Source organism: Weissella sp. ESL1177 (assembly GCF_058107185.1).
This window is the reverse complement of the sequence record NZ_CM176591.1, coordinates 1,225,772-1,243,505: the sequence shown is the minus strand read 5'-3', so window position 1 is coordinate 1,243,505 and position 17,734 is coordinate 1,225,772. Positions and strand designations below refer to the sequence as shown.

The following is a 17,734-nucleotide window of genomic DNA, read 5'->3' as shown; positions in this document are numbered from 1 at the left end:
TTTTTTGCATATAACCATGTAAAATTGCTTTCATAGCAATACACTAGAGGGTATAGGTTAGGTTACTATTAGCGACAAAGTCATTTTGGTGAAAGATTTTGAGTGACAACTTAGAAAGTAGCTAGTGGGCTTTATCAATGAAATTGTAGTAGTTGATAACGTGGTGACGCGTTAAGTCTTAATGAGATAGAGAATACTCTAATTCAGGTGGTACCGCGATAAAGTCGCCCTGATTATACAATATTGTATGATCAGGGTTTTTTTAATGGGTCAATCATAGAATAAATTTAATAAAAGTAAGGAGTTCAAGTTATGCGAGAAATTGATATGCCGAGCAAGTATAATCCAACAGCGGTTGAAGCGGGTCGTTATGATAAGTGGGTGCAAGAGAAGCGCTTCAAACCTTCAGAAAATAAGAAGGCTCGTCCCTATTCAATTGTTATTCCGCCACCAAACGTGACTGGTAAATTACACTTAGGTCACGCTTGGGATACAACGTTACAAGATATGTTGATTCGTCAAAAGCGGATGCAAGGTTTTGATACGTTATGGTTACCAGGAATGGATCATGCGGGAATTGCTACGCAAGCTAAAGTTGAGCAACGTTTAGCCAAAGAAGGTATTTCGCGTTATGATTTGGGACGTGACAAATTTGTTGAACAAGTATGGGATTGGAAAAATGAATATGCAGCAACTATTAAAGCGCAATGGGGAAAACTAGGGCTATCTTTGGATTTTGACCGTGAACGCTTTACGCTAGATGAAGGGTTATCAGAAGCTGTTCGTAAAGTATTCGTGACTTTGTACAAGAAAGGCTTGATCTATCGGGGCGAGTACATCATCAATTGGGACCCGAAAGCTCGGACAGCCTTGTCGGATATCGAGGTCATTCATCAAGATGATGAAGGTGCCTTTTATCATGTACAGTATCCATTTGTGGATCCTGAAACAACATATCAAGGAAAGCATTATATTGAAATTGCAACAACTCGTCCTGAAACAATGTTTGGGGATGTGGCAGTTGCTGTACATCCTTCAGATGAACGTTATAAAGATTTGGTTGGTAAAAAGGTCTTAGTACCACTTGTTAATCGTGAAGTACCAATTATTGCTGACGAATATGTTGACCCTGAGTTTGGTTCAGGGATGGTTAAAATTACACCAGCTCATGATCCAAATGATTTTGGTGTTGGTAATCGTCATAATTTGGAACGAATCAATACGATGAATGAAGACGCTTCAATGAACGAACGTGCTGGTAAGTATGTTGGTATGGATCGTTTTGATGCCCGCAAAGCAATGGTTGCCGATTTAGAAGCTGGTGGTTGGATGTTGTCAGTTGAACCAATCGTGCACGCAGTTGGTCATTCAGAACGTACTGGTGTGCAAGTTGAATCACGGCTGTCAACACAATGGTTTGTTAAGATGAAACCATTGGCTGAACAAGCATTGGCTATGCAAAAATCGGACGATCGTGTTGATTTCTATCCGCCACGTTTTGAAGGTACCTTTACTCGTTGGATGGATGACATTCATGATTGGGTGATTTCTCGTCAATTATGGTGGGGACACCAAATTCCCGCTTGGTACCATAAAGAGACTGGTGAAATGTATGTTGGTATGGAAGCGCCTGCAGATAGTGAGAATTGGGAACAAGATCCTGATGTTTTGGATACATGGTTTTCATCAGCTTTGTGGCCATTTTCAACAATGGGTTGGCCTGATACAGATGCGGCAGACTTTAAGCGCTACTTCCCAACAGATACTTTGGTCACAGGGTATGATATTATCTTCTTCTGGGTCGCACGTATGATGTTCCAATCAAAAGAATTTACTGGTCGACGGCCATTCAAGAATGTGTTGATTCATGGCTTGATTCGTGATGAGCAAGGTCGTAAGATGTCAAAGTCATTAGGCAATGGTATTGACCCGATGGATGTCATTGAGAAGTATGGTGCAGATGCTTTACGTTGGTTCTTGGCAACTGGGTCAACACCCGGTCAAGATGTTCGTTTTTCATATACAAAGATGGATTCAGCATGGAATTTCATTAATAAGATTTGGAATGCTTCACGTTATGTATTGATGAACTTATCAGATGATACAAAGGCAATTTTGCCAACTGACCAATCAAAGTTCTCATTGGCTGATAAATGGATTCTGTCACGTCTCAATACAACGATTGCAATGGTGACAAAGAATTTTGATAAGTTTGAGTTCGGTGAAGCCGGCCGCGCATTGTATAACTTTATTTGGAATGATTTTGCTGACTGGTACATTGAAATGACTAAAGAGACCCTTAATGGGGATGATGCTGCTGCTCAAAAGACAGTACAAGCAATTCTGGCATATGTATTAGATAATACGCTACGATTGTTGCACCCAATTATGCCATTTGTTACTGAAGCCATTTGGCAAGAAATGCCTCACGAGGGTGAAACAATTGTTACGGCAAGTTATCCAACTGTTGATGATGCATTGCATGATCAACAAGCTGAAACTGATTTTAATAGTTTGATTGACTTAATTAAGGCTGTTCGAACAATTCGAACAGAGGCCAACGCGCCTATGTCAACGACAATCGATGTTTTGATCAAGACGACGGATCAGAACTTGCAACGTATTTTCAAGGATAATGCAGACTACATTAATCGTTTTGTTAAGCCAAAGACTTTGCAAATTGCGGCTGAAATTGATGCTCCTGATCTAGCCATGACGCAAATTATCTCTGGTGCCGAAATTTTTGTTCCATTAGCTGAGTTAATTGATTTGGATGAAGAAATAGCTCGTCTGCAAGAAGAGGTGAAGAAGTTTACAGGTGAAGTAACACGTGCCAATAGTAAATTAGGTAACGAAAAGTTTGTCAATAATGCGCCTGAAAAAGTTGTTGCAGCTGAACGCGAAAAGTTAGTTGATTGGGAAAATAAGTTGCAAGCAACGAATGATCGCTTAGCACAATTAAAAGAGGCAAACAAGTAAAACAGCTACTTGCAGTAATAGTAAGGTAAGTGTATAATTTAATATATTGTGAATAACGAATTTAAGCGGTTCGTCGTTACAATGCAGTAAATTACACATGCAGAAGCGCCATCTACAATGTAGACGGCGCTTTTGTTTATCATTGTAAAAATCGAGGTTAAAATGGCAAAAATAGAAACGGTTGCTGATGCAATTTCATATATTCATGGCCGTCATAAATGGTCCAAGACGCCTACTTTTAATCGATTAAACAAAGTTTTAACGCGATTAGGACATCCGGAACGACAATCACAATACGTTCATATTACCGGTACAAATGGTAAGGGATCAACTAGTAAGATGGTTGCACAATTATTACGAGCCAGTGGCTTAAGGGTTGGACTATTTACATCACCATATATTTTGTCATTTAATGAGCGTATTCAAGATGATCAGGGTAATATTGATGATGATGATTTATTGGATTTGGTGCAGCGCTTGGCACCAGTCATTGATCAAATGGATGATGAATTAACAACTGGGTTAACTGAGTTTGAAACACTGACGGTTATGATGTTTATGTATTTTTCAGAACACCCAGTTGATGTGGTTGTGTTGGAAGTCGGTGTCGGCGGCACGTGGGATTCAACGACGGTCATTCCAGATAAAATTGTTTCTGTGATTACCACCGTTGGCTTGGATCACATGCAGGTATTAGGTGATACAATAACAAAAATTGCAACACAAAAAGCCGGCATTATTCAAAAACAGCGTCCTGTTGTTGTGGGACGATTAACACCAGCAGCTAATCAAGTGATTGATACAGTGGCAACTGCTATGGGTGCATCTGTGTATCGTTTGGGACAACAATTTCAAGTGACCGCATTACCAGATGAAAATCTATGGGGTGAAACATTCGATGTATCGGGGACAATTAATTATCAGCAAGTATTTGTTGACTTGATTGGTCATTATCAAATTGATAATGCAGCCGTTGCGTTACAAACAGCTCAGTTGGTTACCAACTTTTTTAAACGCCAATTGACACCGAAAATGGTGACACAAGCGCTAAAAACAGTTTGGTGGCCGGTTCGGTTTGAAAAAATTGCAACAGACCCGATAATTATATTAGATGGTTCACATAATGAACCAGGAATAAAGGCGCTAATCGAAATTTTAACAACGCGATTTAAAAAAAAGACGATTCACATTTTATTTGGTGTCTTACAGGATAAAAATTATCCTCAAATGTTACAATTACTTGCTGACCTACCAAATGTTGATTTGCATGTGGTTGGATTTCAAGGACCGAATAATCGTCAACCACTTGAGCCATCATTAGCAGCACATCAAGTTCGTACACAGCACGTAACTGTCCATCGGACGTGGCAAGTGGGTCTTGATATTGTTAAAAAGGAAAGCAACACGAACGATATCATTTTATTGACTGGCTCACTGTATTTTGTATCTGAGGTACGACAAGCGCTTGCTGATCAAGAATAACCTAGCGTCAAATGGGTTGATTTGGTACAGTAGATAGAGAATGAGATTAGGTAAGATAACACGTCATGCCTAAGATGGAGTGATAAATATGATTATTTTACAAGCAAGTAATGTGGCGCGACGTTTTAATGGTGTCACATTCTTTAAAAATATTTCGATGCAAGTACAGAATAAAGCCCGAGTTGGTTTAGTTGGGCGCAACGGCGCTGGCAAATCAACATTATTAAAAATGTTGATTGGTGAAACAACACCTGATGAAGGTGAAATTTCAATGAAAAAAGGCATTCGATTAGCCTATTTGGCTCAAAATTCAGGATTAGATTCGAAATTATCTGTCTATAATGAAATGTTGACAGCCTTTGCCGATGTGATTGCTTTGGAAGAACGGATGCGTCAAATGGAAGCGGAAATTGCTGCAACGACGGACTATGAAAGTGATGACTATACAGAGTTGTTGACAGCTTATGATCAAACGCAACACGATTTTGATGAGAAGAATGGTTATGGATATGATGCAACGATTCGCTCAGTATTACACGGTTTTGGCTTTGATGAGTCATTTTATGATCAAAAAATTGCAGCCCTCTCTGGGGGTCAGCGAACGCGACTAGCCATTGCAAAGCAACTATTGGAGACACCGGATCTGTTAATTTTAGACGAACCAACGAATCATTTAGATATGCAAACGTTGGCTTGGTTAGAACAATATTTAAAGAATTATCAAGGTGCATTGCTAATCGTGTCACATGATCGATATTTCTTGGACCGTGTTGTGACTGAAATCTACGATATGCACTCTGGTCAACTAGACCACTATAAGGGTAATTATAGTGATTTTATGCAGCAAAAAGCAGCTAAGGTTTTGCAAGAACAAAAGGCATATGATAAGCAACAAGCTGAAATTGCAAAATTGGAAGATTTTGTTAAGCGAAATATTGTGCGGGCATCAACAACGAAACGGGCGCAATCAAGGCGCAAACAATTAGCAAGAATGAAGCGCATCGAAGCACCCAAGAATGAGTCTGGTGTTGCTCATATTCAGTTTGTTGCTGATGAAGATTCTGGTAATGAAGTGTTACGTGTAACAGATGTGAAGTTGGGATATGATATGACACATGTCTTAGCCGAAAATGTTAATGTTGCCGTTGATAAGCAACATGCAGTTGCTTTAGTTGGTCCTAATGGTATTGGTAAATCAACCTTTATTAAAACGATTTTGGGTAAACTTCCCTTGTTAGCGGGGCAAATTAAATTAGGGGCTAATGTTTCAGTTGGTTATTATGATCAAGAACAACAAACATTAGACAATAAAAAATCTGTGATTGATACCATTTGGGATGAACATCCTAAGATGCTTGAAAAGGATGTTCGGTCGATTTTAGGTTCATTCATGTTTTCTGGGGAGGCAGTAGAAAAATTAGTATCAGCATTATCAGGTGGTGAACGGGCACGACTATTATTGACTAAATTGGCTTTGGAACATGCAAACTTTTTAATTCTTGATGAGCCAACTAATCATTTGGATATTGATTCTCGTGAAGTTTTAGAAACGGCTTTAAATGAATATAATGGGACAATTTTCTTTGTGTCGCATGATCGTTATTTTATTAATGAAGTTGCAACTGAAGTGATTGAACTTTCGCCAAATGGTACACGCTTTTTTGATGGCGATTATGATTACTATCTTGAAAAGACAGCTGCTGAGAAAGATAAGCAATTGGCAAAGGAGACAGATAGCACAACAGCTGAAGTGACTGTTGTCTCCGAAAAAAAGCAGACGTTATCACGAACTGCGTTAAAAGAACAACAACGCGAACAGCGACGATTGGAACGTGCAGTTACTGGTATTGAGGAGCAAATGACCACATTAACGGATCAACGTGATGATTTAAATGTTGCGTTGAACGATCCAGCGAATAGCTCTGATTTAGAGAAATTAACGGATCTTTCTAATAAAATTGCAACGCTTGATAAACAATTAGCAGATATTGAGGATCAATGGACTGAAGCAAGTCTTGCTTTGGAAACATTTCTTGCTGACGATCATTAATAGCAGATTGTGTCAATTTTTATAAAGGACCGTCAATCTATTTGTGAAGTGCCCCATAATCGTTAGATTTTTATGTCTAACAATTATGGGGCACTTCATTGTTGGATTGGCGGTTTTTGTTTGTTATGACAATGAAATGAGCTATGAGTTTTTCTAAATAAAATCTGTTTTTTTGATATTTTGTCAAACAAAAGTTTGCAAAAAGTGATGAATGTGTTATTATTGATAGTGTTAATTAGCACTTGTATATAAAGAGTGCTAACAAATAGAAAATTTTAACCTGTGGAGGTCAGATAACATGTTGAAACCATTAGGAGATCGTGTTGTATTGCAAGTATCAGAAGCACCTGAGCAATCAGTTGGGGGTATTTTATTAGCTTCTAATGCACAAGAAAAGTCAGTTACAGGAAAAGTTGTTGCCGTTTCGACACAAGCGGTAGGTGACTTGTCAGCACCAGCTGCAGTCAAAGAAGGCGATAATGTCATATTTGATAAGTTTGCTGGTACTGAAATTAGTGTTGATGGGGTTGATTATTTGGTTGTCCACGAAAAAGACATTGTGGCAGTGTTGTAATTTAAATAATTAATGAAAATAGAGGGTCGTAAATATGGCAAAAGATATTGAATTTTCAGAAGATGCACGTGCAAAAATGCAAGCAGGTGTTGATAAGTTAGCTGATACAGTAAAGACAACCATTGGTCCTAAAGGACGTAATGTTGTGATTGAACAAAGTTATGGTGCACCAACAATTACGAATGATGGTGTAACAATTGCAAAGGCAGTTGAGTTAGAAGATCATTTCGAAGACATGGGTGCAAAATTAGTTGCCGAAGTTGCTTCAAAGACAAATGATATTGCTGGTGATGGTACAACGACTGCGACAGTTTTGGCACAAGCCATCATTAATGAAGGTATGAAGAATGTTACAGCTGGTGCTAACCCAGTTGGTGTTCGTCGGGGAATTGAATTAGCAACTGACGCAGCTGTTAAATCATTGCATGATATGTCAAAGACAGTATCAACAAAAGAAGAGATCACACAAATTGCATCTATCTCTGCTGCTAACCCAGAAGTTGGTAAGTTGATTGCTGAAGCAATGGAAAAGGTTGGCAATGATGGTGTCATTACCATTGAAGAGTCAAAGGGTATTGAGACAACTTTGGATGTTGTTGAAGGAATGCAATTTGATCGTGGTTACATGTCACAATACATGGTTACTGACAATGATAAGATGGAAGCATCATTAGATAATCCATATATCTTGATTACAGATAAGAAAATTGGTAATATCCAAGAAATCTTACCATTGCTACAAAGTGTTGTTGAGCAAGGTCGTGCTTTGTTGATCATTGCTGATGATATTACCGGTGAGGCATTGCCAACACTTGTTTTGAACAAGATGCGTGGTACGTTTAACGTTGTTGCTGTGAAGGCACCTGGTTTTGGTGATCGTCGTAAGGCACAACTTGAAGACATTGCTATCCTAACAGGTGGTACAGTTATTACTGATGATTTAGGCTTGAACCTGAAGGATACAACGATCAACCAACTTGGACAAGCTGCTAAGGTTACGGTGACGAAGGACAATACAACAATTGTTGAAGGCAACGGTGATTCTGCAGCAATTAACGAACGTGTTGAAATCATTAAGGGTCAAATTGCAGAGACAACCTCTGATTTCGATCGTGAGAAGTTGCAGGAGCGTCTTGCTAAGTTAGCTGGTGGTGTTGCTGTTGTTAATGTTGGTGCAGCTACCGAAACTGAATTAAAAGAGCGTAAGTACCGAATCGAAGATGCTTTGAATGCTACTCGCGCTGCAGTTGAAGAAGGCTTTGTTTCTGGTGGTGGTACTGCATTAGTTAATGCCATCCCAGCTGTTGATGCGTTATCAGAAGAAGGTGACGTACAAACAGGTATTAACATTGTTAAGCGTGCCTTAGAAGAACCAGTTCGCCAAATCGCAGAAAATGCTGGTGTTGAAGGTTCAGTTATCGTTAACCAATTGAAGAATGAAGAGGTTGGTATTGGTTACAACGCTGCAACTGGTGAGTGGGCTGACATGATCAAGGCTGGTATTGTTGATCCAACCAAGGTAACACGTTCTGCTTTGCAAAATGCCGCTTCTGTTTCAGCTTTGTTGTTAACAACTGAAGCAGTTATTGCTGAACAACCTAAGGATGATGCTGCTGCTCAAATGCCTGCACAAGGTGGTATGCCCGGCATGATGTAAAATCATAAATGCTTGGTTTACTATCAAAACGGATTTCGGCATATCGTCATGATATTGCCACTTATTTTGATAAAAAGGTCTTAAATTTGCCGCATGCTGGTGGGTTTAAGACCTTTTCTTTTGTGTCGTAAATATTTCAGTTATTGTCACAAAAAAGAAAACATAAAAATAAACAAAAGGATAGACAATCGATAAGCTAAGCACTACAATAAACCCTTGTAGAAATGGCACCTACCAACAGGTTAATTTCTACATCATATTTATCAAAATTAAATTTATTGAGGAGCTGGAACATGTGGCCTTTATTGAAGCGGTTTTTAATTGGTAAACCGTTAAAAACTCTGGATGAAGATGCACGTCAACTTAGCCGAACGAAAGCATTGGCGCTCTTATCATCTGACGCTTTGTCATCTGTTGCATATGGAACAGAACAAATTATTACGGTTTTGGTAGCTGTTGGTGGTGTTGCCACGTTATGGTTGCAATTACCAGTCGTTGCGTTAGTGCTGATTTTGTTAGCAGCAATTACTTTGTCGTACCGGCAAATTATTCATGCGTATCCAGCTGGCGGTGGTGCTTATTTGGTGACGTCAACTAATTGGGGCCGTAATGCTGGCTTGGTGGCCGGTGGCTCATTATTAGTTGATTATATGCTGACGGTGGCTGTTTCAGTGGCATCAGGAACTGAAGCAATCGTGTCGGCGATACCATCATTACATCATTATAATGTTGCTATTGGTGTGATTATTATTTTAATTCTAACGGGTATTAATTTACGTGGATTACGAGAATCAGCTGGTGCATTAATGGTACCAGTCTACTTGTTTATTGCGATGATGGTCGTGATGATTGTCTGGGGTTTTTACAACATTCTAACTGGTCGAGTAAATTACGAACCAACGACGACAGGACATATTGCAACAGGTAGTGTTTCGGTCTTATTGTTTTTGAAGGCATTTTCGAGTGGTTCATCATCACTAACGGGTGTGGAAGCCATTTCAAATGCAGTGCCAAATTTTAAAGAACCAAAGCCTAAAAATGCGGCTATTACTTTGGTTATTATGGCTGTCATATTGGCCTTTTTCTTGGTTGGTGTGACTGGTTTGTCATTTATTTATGGTATTCAGCCAAACGCCCATGTCACTGTTTTAGCGCAGATTGGACAACGTATTTTCGGACACGGTATCCTATTTTATCTTTTACAAATTTCAACCGCATTAATTTTGGCAGTTGCTGCTAATACCGGTTTTTCAGCTTTTCCACAATTGGCTTATAATTTGGCAAAAGATAAATTTATGCCTCATAGTTACATGGATAAAGGTGACCGCTTAGGCTACTCTAATGGTATTATGTCATTAGCTTTAGGCGCGATTGTGCTGTTGGTCATTTTCAATGGTTCAACAGAGGCCTTGATTCCGTTATATGCCGTTGGTGTGTTTGTGCCATTTACTTTATCGCAATCAGGCATGATTATTCACTGGTGGCGTGAACGTGATGGTCATTGGCTTTCTAAAGCATTTATCAATTTTATTGGTGCATTAATTTCAGCAGTATTGGTGATTACGTTGTTTGCCTTACATTTTGAATCAGTTTGGCCTTATTTGATTATTATGCCAATTTTGATACGTATGTTCTGGGGGATTAATCGGCATTATCGGTTAGTCGCTAAGCAGTTGCGAATTTTATCGCAAGAACCAATTAGACGTAGTCATTATGATGGGGCAACAATCATTGTTTTAGTATCAAATTTGACACGTGCTACTGCTGAGGCGGTTGATTATGCGAAATCAATTGGTGATAAGGTATTAGCGATGCATGTTTCGTTTGATTCCAATCCACAAAAAGAACATCGTTTAGGTGTTGAATTTAAGCGAGAATTCCCAGAAGTACGTTATGTTGACATTCATTCGTCATATCGATCAATTACTAAACCAGCCATGCGGTTTGTTGATGAAATTGCGAAGGGGACAAAAGAACGAAATCATTCGTTAACGATTTTAATTCCACAATTTGTGCCACGCCATAGTTGGCAAAATGCCTTGCATAATCAAAATAGTATGAAATTACGTACAGCATTAGCTTCACGTGATGTGACTGTTTCAACATACTATTTCCACTTAAAAGAATAGTTATCATAACATACTGGTTTATCCCTCTCAGGTTGAGAAATTGTATAGACCCGTATGTTTTTTATTTTAGAAGGTTGTGGTAATCTAAATGAGACGAAAAACAAAGAAGGGATGAAAGAATGGACTATACGATTGATGATGTTCGTGAGGAATTAAAGATGTTACGCTCACGCTTGCACGCGGGAACGTTGTTTGATTCATTAGGTAGCGAAGTTGGCCGTTTAATTGATCAATTTGATTATGATGAAGCGACGCCAGTTGTCCAACTGTCGGACAATGATGCCGGGATGATTAAACAACATATCTTAGATTGGCAACAAACACTTTATGCTGGTCAACCCGTCGCAATTACTAACGAAGATATTTTAGAATTAATGAGTAGTCTGCGACAAACAGATCCAACCTTACGTGATAAAGGTGCATTCTTCTTTATTAGTGATGGTCTGCAAAATAATGTTTTTAAACCAAATCAATTATTATTAATGGTGCGCTATTTATTGCAGGATAATGTGATCTTTAGTCATATTACCGAAAAAGAAAATGATGGTGTTTTTTACCGTTCATTTGCTATTTTTATTTTATCAATGTTACATTACGCTAATCGCAAAGGAAATGTACACTTCATTAGTGAAGAAATTGAGGAAACATATTTGCTTAATTTTGCAACTTACATTGCTCTAGAAAGTGACACGCGAGGATTTGTTGGTGAAAAAGGTTGGGCACATGCTTTTATGCATATTGGCAATTTACTGGATGAATTAGCTCATGACTCAAAGATGTTGCGAGCGGATAAAATATTGCTATTAACAATTCTTGTTGAAAGGCTCAAACGCTTAGATACACCTCTGATTATGGGTGAAAATCGGCGCTTGATCGGTTTTATTACGGAATTAGTCAATACTGATGAATTATATTCACGATACTTTTTGAAGCAATTGAAGCAATGGCGTCAAGAAATGACCAGACAAATGCAGCCAGATTCAGAAGGTGACTGGCATCGATTATATAATCAACAGAGATTCTTACAAGGACTAGTTATGCGCGATGCGCTACCACAAGAAATCATTGATTATTTAAATGAATCACGCAACTTTTTAGCATAATTGTCCCGAAAACAGGAATTCTATGTTATACTTAGGTTTCTACACAAATCAGTTTGACAGACAAGGGAGAACAACCATTATGTCAGAAAAATTAAATATTGCAATGTTGTTTGGTGGTAATTCATCAGAGCACGATGTCTCAAAGCGGTCAGCGCATAATATTTATGATGCGATGGACAAAGAGAAGTATAATGTAACGGTCTTTTTAATTTCAAAAGATGGCATTATGATTAATGCGGAAGATTCATGGCGCGTTTTTGAGGGGGAAGATGAAGACACTGTTGTTACAGCAGCTAAGGAAAAGATGGATTTGACTAATCCACTAGCACCAATTGCTGTATTGGGGGAAATGCGTGATATTGATTTCTTCTATCCCGTTGTGCATGGTAACTTAGGTGAAGATGGCACATTACAAGCATTGTTCCGCCTATTACAAAAGCCATACCTTGGGCCTGGTATTGCTGCATCAGCAATGTCTTTTGATAAAGATTTAACGAAACGTATTCTAAATCAAGCCGGTGTTCGTAACACAGACTATGTCCTCTTGAATGATCAAAATTATCAAGATTTTACTTATGAAGAATTAGTTGAAAAATTAAATTCGAAAGTTTTGTTTGTGAAAGCGGCTAGCCAAGGGTCGTCAGTTGGTGTCTCACGTGTCACTAATGCTACTGAATATACCGCAGCTTTGCAAGATTCGTTTCAATATGATTATAAGATATTGGTTGAAGCCGCTCTGGATAAGCCACGTGAAGTCTTCATTTCAATTTTAGGTAATGAACAACCACGTGCGTCACACTTAGGTGGTATTGTTCTGCCTGACGAAGACGGCTGGTACGATTACAATAATAAATTTGTGGATGCCTCAGGAATGGTCTTTGAACTACCGGTGAAACTAGAGCCAGCTTTGACTGACGAAATCACTGAAATGGCTTTGAAAGCTTATAAGGCATTGGGCTTAGTTGGTTTAACACGGATGGACTTTATGATTGATAGTGATGGTGTACCTTATTTGGGTGAACCAAACACATTGCCAGGATTTACAAACATTTCTTTGTATCCGCAAATGTGGGAAGTTTCAGGGATTAGTTATACTAATTTGATTGATGAATTGATTCAATATGGTATTGCAGAATTTGAGCGTCAAAATAAATTGTCATATGATTTTGTTTCCCTTGGTGAAGAACGTATGGGTGAGAAACAATATAATGCTGAAGTAACAAAATAAATGATGAACTAAGATGGTTGTTTTCTGATAATTTCAGAAACAATCGTCTTTTTTATTAATATTGAGATTGTGTTAAATAAATGAAAGCAATTTGCAATGTGTAGAGTCGTGTCGGGTTCTTTATAAAATCTCTAATTTAGCGTATACTCTAAATTAAGATTAATAGTGGAAAAGGACGAAAAATGACGAACTCATTTACCCCAACATGGATGATTGATGCAATTTATTGTGTCACGCCAAAACAATTACAAGAACAAAATATTAAAGCTGTTTTAACAGATTTGGATAATACTTTAGTTGCTTGGAATAATCCGGATGGTACCCAAGCACTACATGACTGGTTGTTAGCGATGCAACAGGCAGAGATTCCAGTCATGATTGTTTCAAATAACTCAGCAAGTCGAATTGCCCGTGTTGCTGATCCATTGAAGTTAAACTTTGTTTCGCGTGCATTAAAACCACTGACACGTGGTTTAAAAGAAGCAACAACAATTTTACAATTAGAAACCAGTGAAGTTGTTATGGTTGGCGATCAATTATTAACAGACATTTGGTCAGCAAATAACGCTGGTATGCGTAGTATTCTTGTTAAACCACTGATTGAGACAGATCAATGGAATACAAAAATTAACCGCTTTTTTGAAAAAGGGGTTAAAAAGAATATGTTGAAACAACATCCACAATTACAATGGAGGAAAGAACTTGATTAGTGAAGAAACAGTACGTCAATATATTGATGAAGGCTTGCGCTGTATTGGCTGTGGGGCACTTATTCAAACTGACCACAAAAATGATATTGGTTATACGCCAATGTCAGCTTTGTTAAAAAGTTTTGAAAATGATGAAGTTTTTTGTCAACGTTGCTTTCGATTACGTCATTATAATGAAATTCAACCGGTTAATTTGACGGATGATGATTTTAGACGTTTATTGGAACAAATTGCTGATACTAATGCATTGGTTGTTTATGTGATGGATGTATTTGATTTTTCTGGTTCACTCATTCCAGGTTTACATCGTTTTGTTGGTAATAATGATATTTTACTCGTTGGTAATAAAGTTGATGTGTTACCACGCTCATTAAAACGGACAAAAATCAAGGATTGGATGCGGCAACAAGCAAATATGGCAGGATTACGACCAATTGATATTGCATTAACATCTGGTAAGAATGGGGATGCCATTCAGACGTTATTAGACTTAATTGCGAAATATCGTCATGGCCGTTCAGTCTACGTTGTTGGTGTGACAAATGTTGGTAAGTCCACGCTGATCAACCAGATTATTAAAGAAGTGACTGGCGATCAAACAAATGTTATTACGACATCACGTTTTCCAGGAACAACATTAGATCGTATTGAAATTCCCCTAGACGATGACAGCGATATTATCGATACGCCGGGCATTATTCATCAAGACCAAATGGCACACTATTTAAGTGTCAAAGATTTAAAGTATGTTTCACCACAAAAAGAGATTAAACCAAAGACGTTCCAGCTAAATGCTGGTCAAACGTTGTTTATGGGTGCACTTGCTCGTTTTGATTATATCCAAGGTGACCGAACAGGCATCACGGCGTATTTTGAAAATAATTTATTGATTCATCGAACAAAATTAGACAATGCGGCTGCTTTTTATGATAAACACGCTGGTGAATTACTCGCACCACCAACGGCGAAAAATATAGAAAAATTACCACCATTACAACGCCATGAATTTAAAACAACAGAAAAAACCGATATTGTCATTGATGGTTTAGGTTGGTTAACAGTGCCAGCAAATACAGTGGTGGCAGGTTGGGCACCAAAAGGGGTGTCAGTCTTAACAAGAAGGGCAATGATTTAAAAAATGATATCACTACGTGGAAAACAAAAAAGATATTTACGAGCAGCGGCACATGATATGCGTCCGCTATTTAGTGTTGGTAAACAGGGTTTAACTGAAAATTGGTTGAACCAATTAGTAGACGCTATTAACAAGCGTGAATTATTTAAGGTTAATATCTTACCTAATTCAGATGTTGATACAACTGAGTTAAAAACTTTTATTGAGAGTCGTTCGAATATTCAGGTCGTACAAACCATCGGTCATACGTTGGTTTTGTTTGGCGAATCACAAGAAAAAGAGAATCGTCACTATTCAGTAGCAGTACAAAAGATTTAATATAGGCAATTGGAGATGGCTAATGGTAACAACATTGAAGCAATTTGTTACGCAGATTCAAGTAGAACCAGAAACTGCGGATAAAAAGAAGAAAATCGGTATTATCGGCGGTACGTTTAATCCACCGCATGTTGGCCATCTCATTATCGCTGAACAAGTAGCAGATAAGCTGGGGTTAGATAAAGTATATTTTATGCCAAATGCGAAACCACCACATGTTGATACAAAAGAAGCAATTGATCCAATCGATCGTGCACGCATGGTGCAAGCAGCAATTGCGGGTAATAGTCGCTTTGATATTGAATTATTAGAAGTGCAACGTGGTGGTAAAAGCTATACGTATAATACGATGTTACAATTGACCATTGAACATCCAAACTATGATTATTATTTTATAATTGGTGGAGATGAAGTGGCTTATTTAAATACATGGTATCGCATTAATGATTTATTAAGATTAGTCAAATTTGTAGGAGTCAATCGGCCTGGACAAGCAAAGCAATCAGCCTATCCAGTTTTATGGATCGATGTGCCAGATTTGATGATCAGTTCGACTGATATTCGGTATCGTATAAAGCATCATCAAACTGTTCGCTATTTAGTACCAGATTTAGTGGCTGCTTATATTGTAGAAAATGGGTTATATTTAAATGACAGATAAAATAATTTATAAAAAGCAAATTTTTAATGGTTCCCGTGAAGAATTAATTAGTGAGATAGAAAATGCATTATCACCAAAACGTTTTCAACATGTGTTGCGGGTTGAAACAATGGCTTTAAAGTTAGCTGAGCAATGGCAAGTAGATGCTGAATTGGCTTCAATTGCTGCATTAACACATGATTATGCAAAAGAACGGTCAGATGACGATTTTTTAGCAAAAATCGCTGAAAAACAATTAGATCCTGATCTTGTTAATTGGGGTAATTATATCTGGCACGGGGTAGTCGGTGCTGAAATGGTCAAAGATGAACTAGGAATTGCCCATGAAGATATTCTAAATGCTATTCGACAACATACCGTTGGTGCACCAGCTATGACCAAATTAAGTCAAATTATCTATATGGCTGATTATGTCGAAGAAAATCGTGATTTTCCTGGGGTGCAAGAAGTGCGTGCATTAGCATTTGAGGATTTGGCAGCCAGTGTTGGTTGGCAGACGGCGCATACGTTGACGTATCTATTAGATAAGCAAGTGCGTGTCTATCCGGGTACTTTACTAACATATAATATTTGGAGTGTTAAATAAAAATGACAAGTAATGTAAATGACATGTTAGCAGTTGCTGTGAGAGCTGCTGATAGTAAACGAGCTGAAGATTTAGTCGCATTAGATATTCATGAAATGAGTATTATTACGGATGATTACTTAATTTTAAGTGCACCTACAGAACGTCAAGTCGTCGCAATTACTGATGAAATTATTGATAAAATGTCAGAAGCTGGTTTTGATTTGATTCGTCAAGAGGGGCGCAGCGAAGGAAAGTGGGTACTATTAGATTTTGGTGATCTAATTGTGCACGTCTTTAAAACAGAAACTCGTGAATTTTATCGTTTAGAAAAGAATTGGCAAGCTGCACCAGAAGTTGCGATTGATCAATGGCTTATTAAGGAAAATTTCTAATGAACTACCAAACTTTTGCAAAATTGTATGATGATTTATTTGATGAAACGGCGTATGCTGATTGGCAAAATTATGCACAAAAACATATCCGAACCAAAGAAGGTAAATTGTTGGAGTTGGCAGGTGGTGCGGGTCGTCTTGCTATTTTATTAAAACAAAATGGCTTTAAGGATGTGACTGTTTTTGATTTATCACCAGAAATGTTGAAGTTAGCTGCCGAACATGCTGAAGCTGCGCAAGTTGATTTGCCTTTGATTCAGGGGGATATGCGCGAGTGGTCAGATTTAAAACAAAAATACGCAACGATTACATCATTTGCGGATTCGTTTAATTATTTAGCAAATACCCAAGAAGTATTAGCAACATTTAAGCAAGTAGCTGCTCATCTGCAATCGAATGGTCAATTTTTATTTGATGTCATCACGCCTTGGCAAACAGATGTCTATTATCCAGGTTTTATGTACAATTGGCATGATGATGAATCTGCTTTTATGTGGTCTTCATATGGTGTTGAGGGGATGCCACATACAGTGGAGCATGAATTAACATTCTTTGTTTATAATGAAAAGATAGATGGCTATCAGCAAATGCAAGAAATCCACACGGAACGTTCTTATGATTTAGCAACTTACCAACGTTTATTAGAAAAAGCCGGTTTTAAGGACATTCAAGTATCGGCTGATTTTGGTAGAAGTGAAGTTGCAGATGATACTGATCGGTGGTTCTTTAGTGCAGTGAAATCATAAGT

General features: G+C 38.1%; 15 protein-coding genes and 1 other annotated feature. All 15 genes read left to right on the top strand.

Going from position 1 to position 17,734, the window contains the following annotated elements; translation table 11 throughout:
- Nucleotides 1-29: 29 nt before the first annotated feature.
- Nucleotides 30-235 (top strand) — a binding site (T-box leader).
- A gap of 77 nt (nucleotides 236-312) precedes the next feature.
- The 15 genes from AC3B5D_RS06030 (at nucleotide 313) to AC3B5D_RS05960 (ending at nucleotide 17,732) form a co-directional block, all read left to right on the top strand.
- Nucleotides 313-2,979, top strand: coding sequence for a valine--tRNA ligase (locus AC3B5D_RS06030; protein WP_489840920.1), 2,667 nt, complete (start codon nucleotides 313-315; stop codon nucleotides 2,977-2,979).
- A 162-nt stretch (nucleotides 2,980-3,141) separates the two neighbouring features.
- Nucleotides 3,142-4,461 (top strand): bifunctional folylpolyglutamate synthase/dihydrofolate synthase, encoded by a 1,320-nt coding sequence (locus AC3B5D_RS06025; protein ID WP_489840921.1) that lies wholly within the window; start codon nucleotides 3,142-3,144, stop codon nucleotides 4,459-4,461.
- Nucleotides 4,462-4,549: 88 nt separating this feature from the next.
- The gene (gene abc-f, locus AC3B5D_RS06020; RefSeq protein WP_489840922.1) at nucleotides 4,550-6,511 is read left to right on the top strand and encodes a ribosomal protection-like ABC-F family protein; all 1,962 of its coding nucleotides are present in this window, start codon (nucleotides 4,550-4,552) and stop codon (nucleotides 6,509-6,511) included.
- Between the two features lie 298 nt (nucleotides 6,512-6,809).
- Nucleotides 6,810-7,085 carry a co-chaperone GroES gene (locus AC3B5D_RS06015; RefSeq protein WP_489840923.1) on the top strand — a complete coding sequence of 92 codons (276 nt, stop codon included), beginning with the start codon at nucleotides 6,810-6,812 and terminating at the stop codon, nucleotides 7,083-7,085.
- A 34-nt stretch (nucleotides 7,086-7,119) separates the two neighbouring features.
- The gene (gene groL, locus AC3B5D_RS06010; protein WP_489840924.1) at nucleotides 7,120-8,742 is read left to right on the top strand and encodes a chaperonin GroEL; all 1,623 of its coding nucleotides are present in this window, start codon (nucleotides 7,120-7,122) and stop codon (nucleotides 8,740-8,742) included.
- 293 nt (nucleotides 8,743-9,035) lie between these two features.
- Nucleotides 9,036-10,871 (top strand): APC family permease, encoded by a 1,836-nt coding sequence (locus AC3B5D_RS06005; protein WP_489840925.1) that lies wholly within the window; start codon nucleotides 9,036-9,038, stop codon nucleotides 10,869-10,871.
- A gap of 119 nt (nucleotides 10,872-10,990) precedes the next feature.
- The gene (locus AC3B5D_RS06000) at nucleotides 10,991-11,974 is read left to right on the top strand and encodes a DUF2785 domain-containing protein (protein ID WP_489840926.1); all 984 of its coding nucleotides are present in this window, start codon (nucleotides 10,991-10,993) and stop codon (nucleotides 11,972-11,974) included.
- A gap of 79 nt (nucleotides 11,975-12,053) precedes the next feature.
- A complete protein-coding gene (locus AC3B5D_RS05995) occupies nucleotides 12,054-13,202 on the top strand; it encodes a D-alanine--D-alanine ligase family protein (RefSeq protein ID WP_489840927.1) in 1,149 nt (382 codons plus the stop codon).
- Nucleotides 13,203-13,384: 182 nt separating this feature from the next.
- Nucleotides 13,385-13,912, top strand: coding sequence for a YqeG family HAD IIIA-type phosphatase (locus AC3B5D_RS05990; protein WP_489840928.1), 528 nt, complete (start codon nucleotides 13,385-13,387; stop codon nucleotides 13,910-13,912).
- A complete protein-coding gene (gene yqeH / locus AC3B5D_RS05985) occupies nucleotides 13,905-15,047 on the top strand; it encodes a ribosome biogenesis GTPase YqeH (protein ID WP_489840929.1) in 1,143 nt (380 codons plus the stop codon). Before AC3B5D_RS05990 ends, yqeH begins: the two co-directional genes overlap by 8 nt.
- A 3-nt stretch (nucleotides 15,048-15,050) precedes the next feature.
- Nucleotides 15,051-15,365 (top strand): ribosome assembly RNA-binding protein YhbY, encoded by a 315-nt coding sequence (gene yhbY, locus AC3B5D_RS05980; protein ID WP_489840930.1) that lies wholly within the window; start codon nucleotides 15,051-15,053, stop codon nucleotides 15,363-15,365.
- A 22-nt stretch (nucleotides 15,366-15,387) separates the two neighbouring features.
- Entirely contained in the window at nucleotides 15,388-16,026 is a 639-nt protein-coding gene (locus AC3B5D_RS05975; protein WP_489840931.1) for a nicotinate-nucleotide adenylyltransferase, read from the top strand.
- Complete coding sequence (gene yqeK / locus AC3B5D_RS05970; RefSeq protein ID WP_489840932.1) at nucleotides 16,016-16,612, top strand: bis(5'-nucleosyl)-tetraphosphatase (symmetrical) YqeK; 597 nt, start codon at nucleotides 16,016-16,018, stop codon at nucleotides 16,610-16,612. Before AC3B5D_RS05975 ends, yqeK begins: the two co-directional genes overlap by 11 nt.
- Before the next feature lie 2 nt (nucleotides 16,613-16,614).
- A complete protein-coding gene (rsfS, locus tag AC3B5D_RS05965; protein WP_489840933.1) occupies nucleotides 16,615-16,986 on the top strand; it encodes a ribosome silencing factor in 372 nt (123 codons plus the stop codon).
- Nucleotides 16,986-17,732, top strand: coding sequence for a class I SAM-dependent DNA methyltransferase (locus AC3B5D_RS05960; protein ID WP_489840934.1), 747 nt, complete (start codon nucleotides 16,986-16,988; stop codon nucleotides 17,730-17,732). Before rsfS ends, AC3B5D_RS05960 begins: the two co-directional genes overlap by 1 nt.
- The last annotated feature ends 2 nt before the right edge of the window (nucleotides 17,733-17,734 follow it).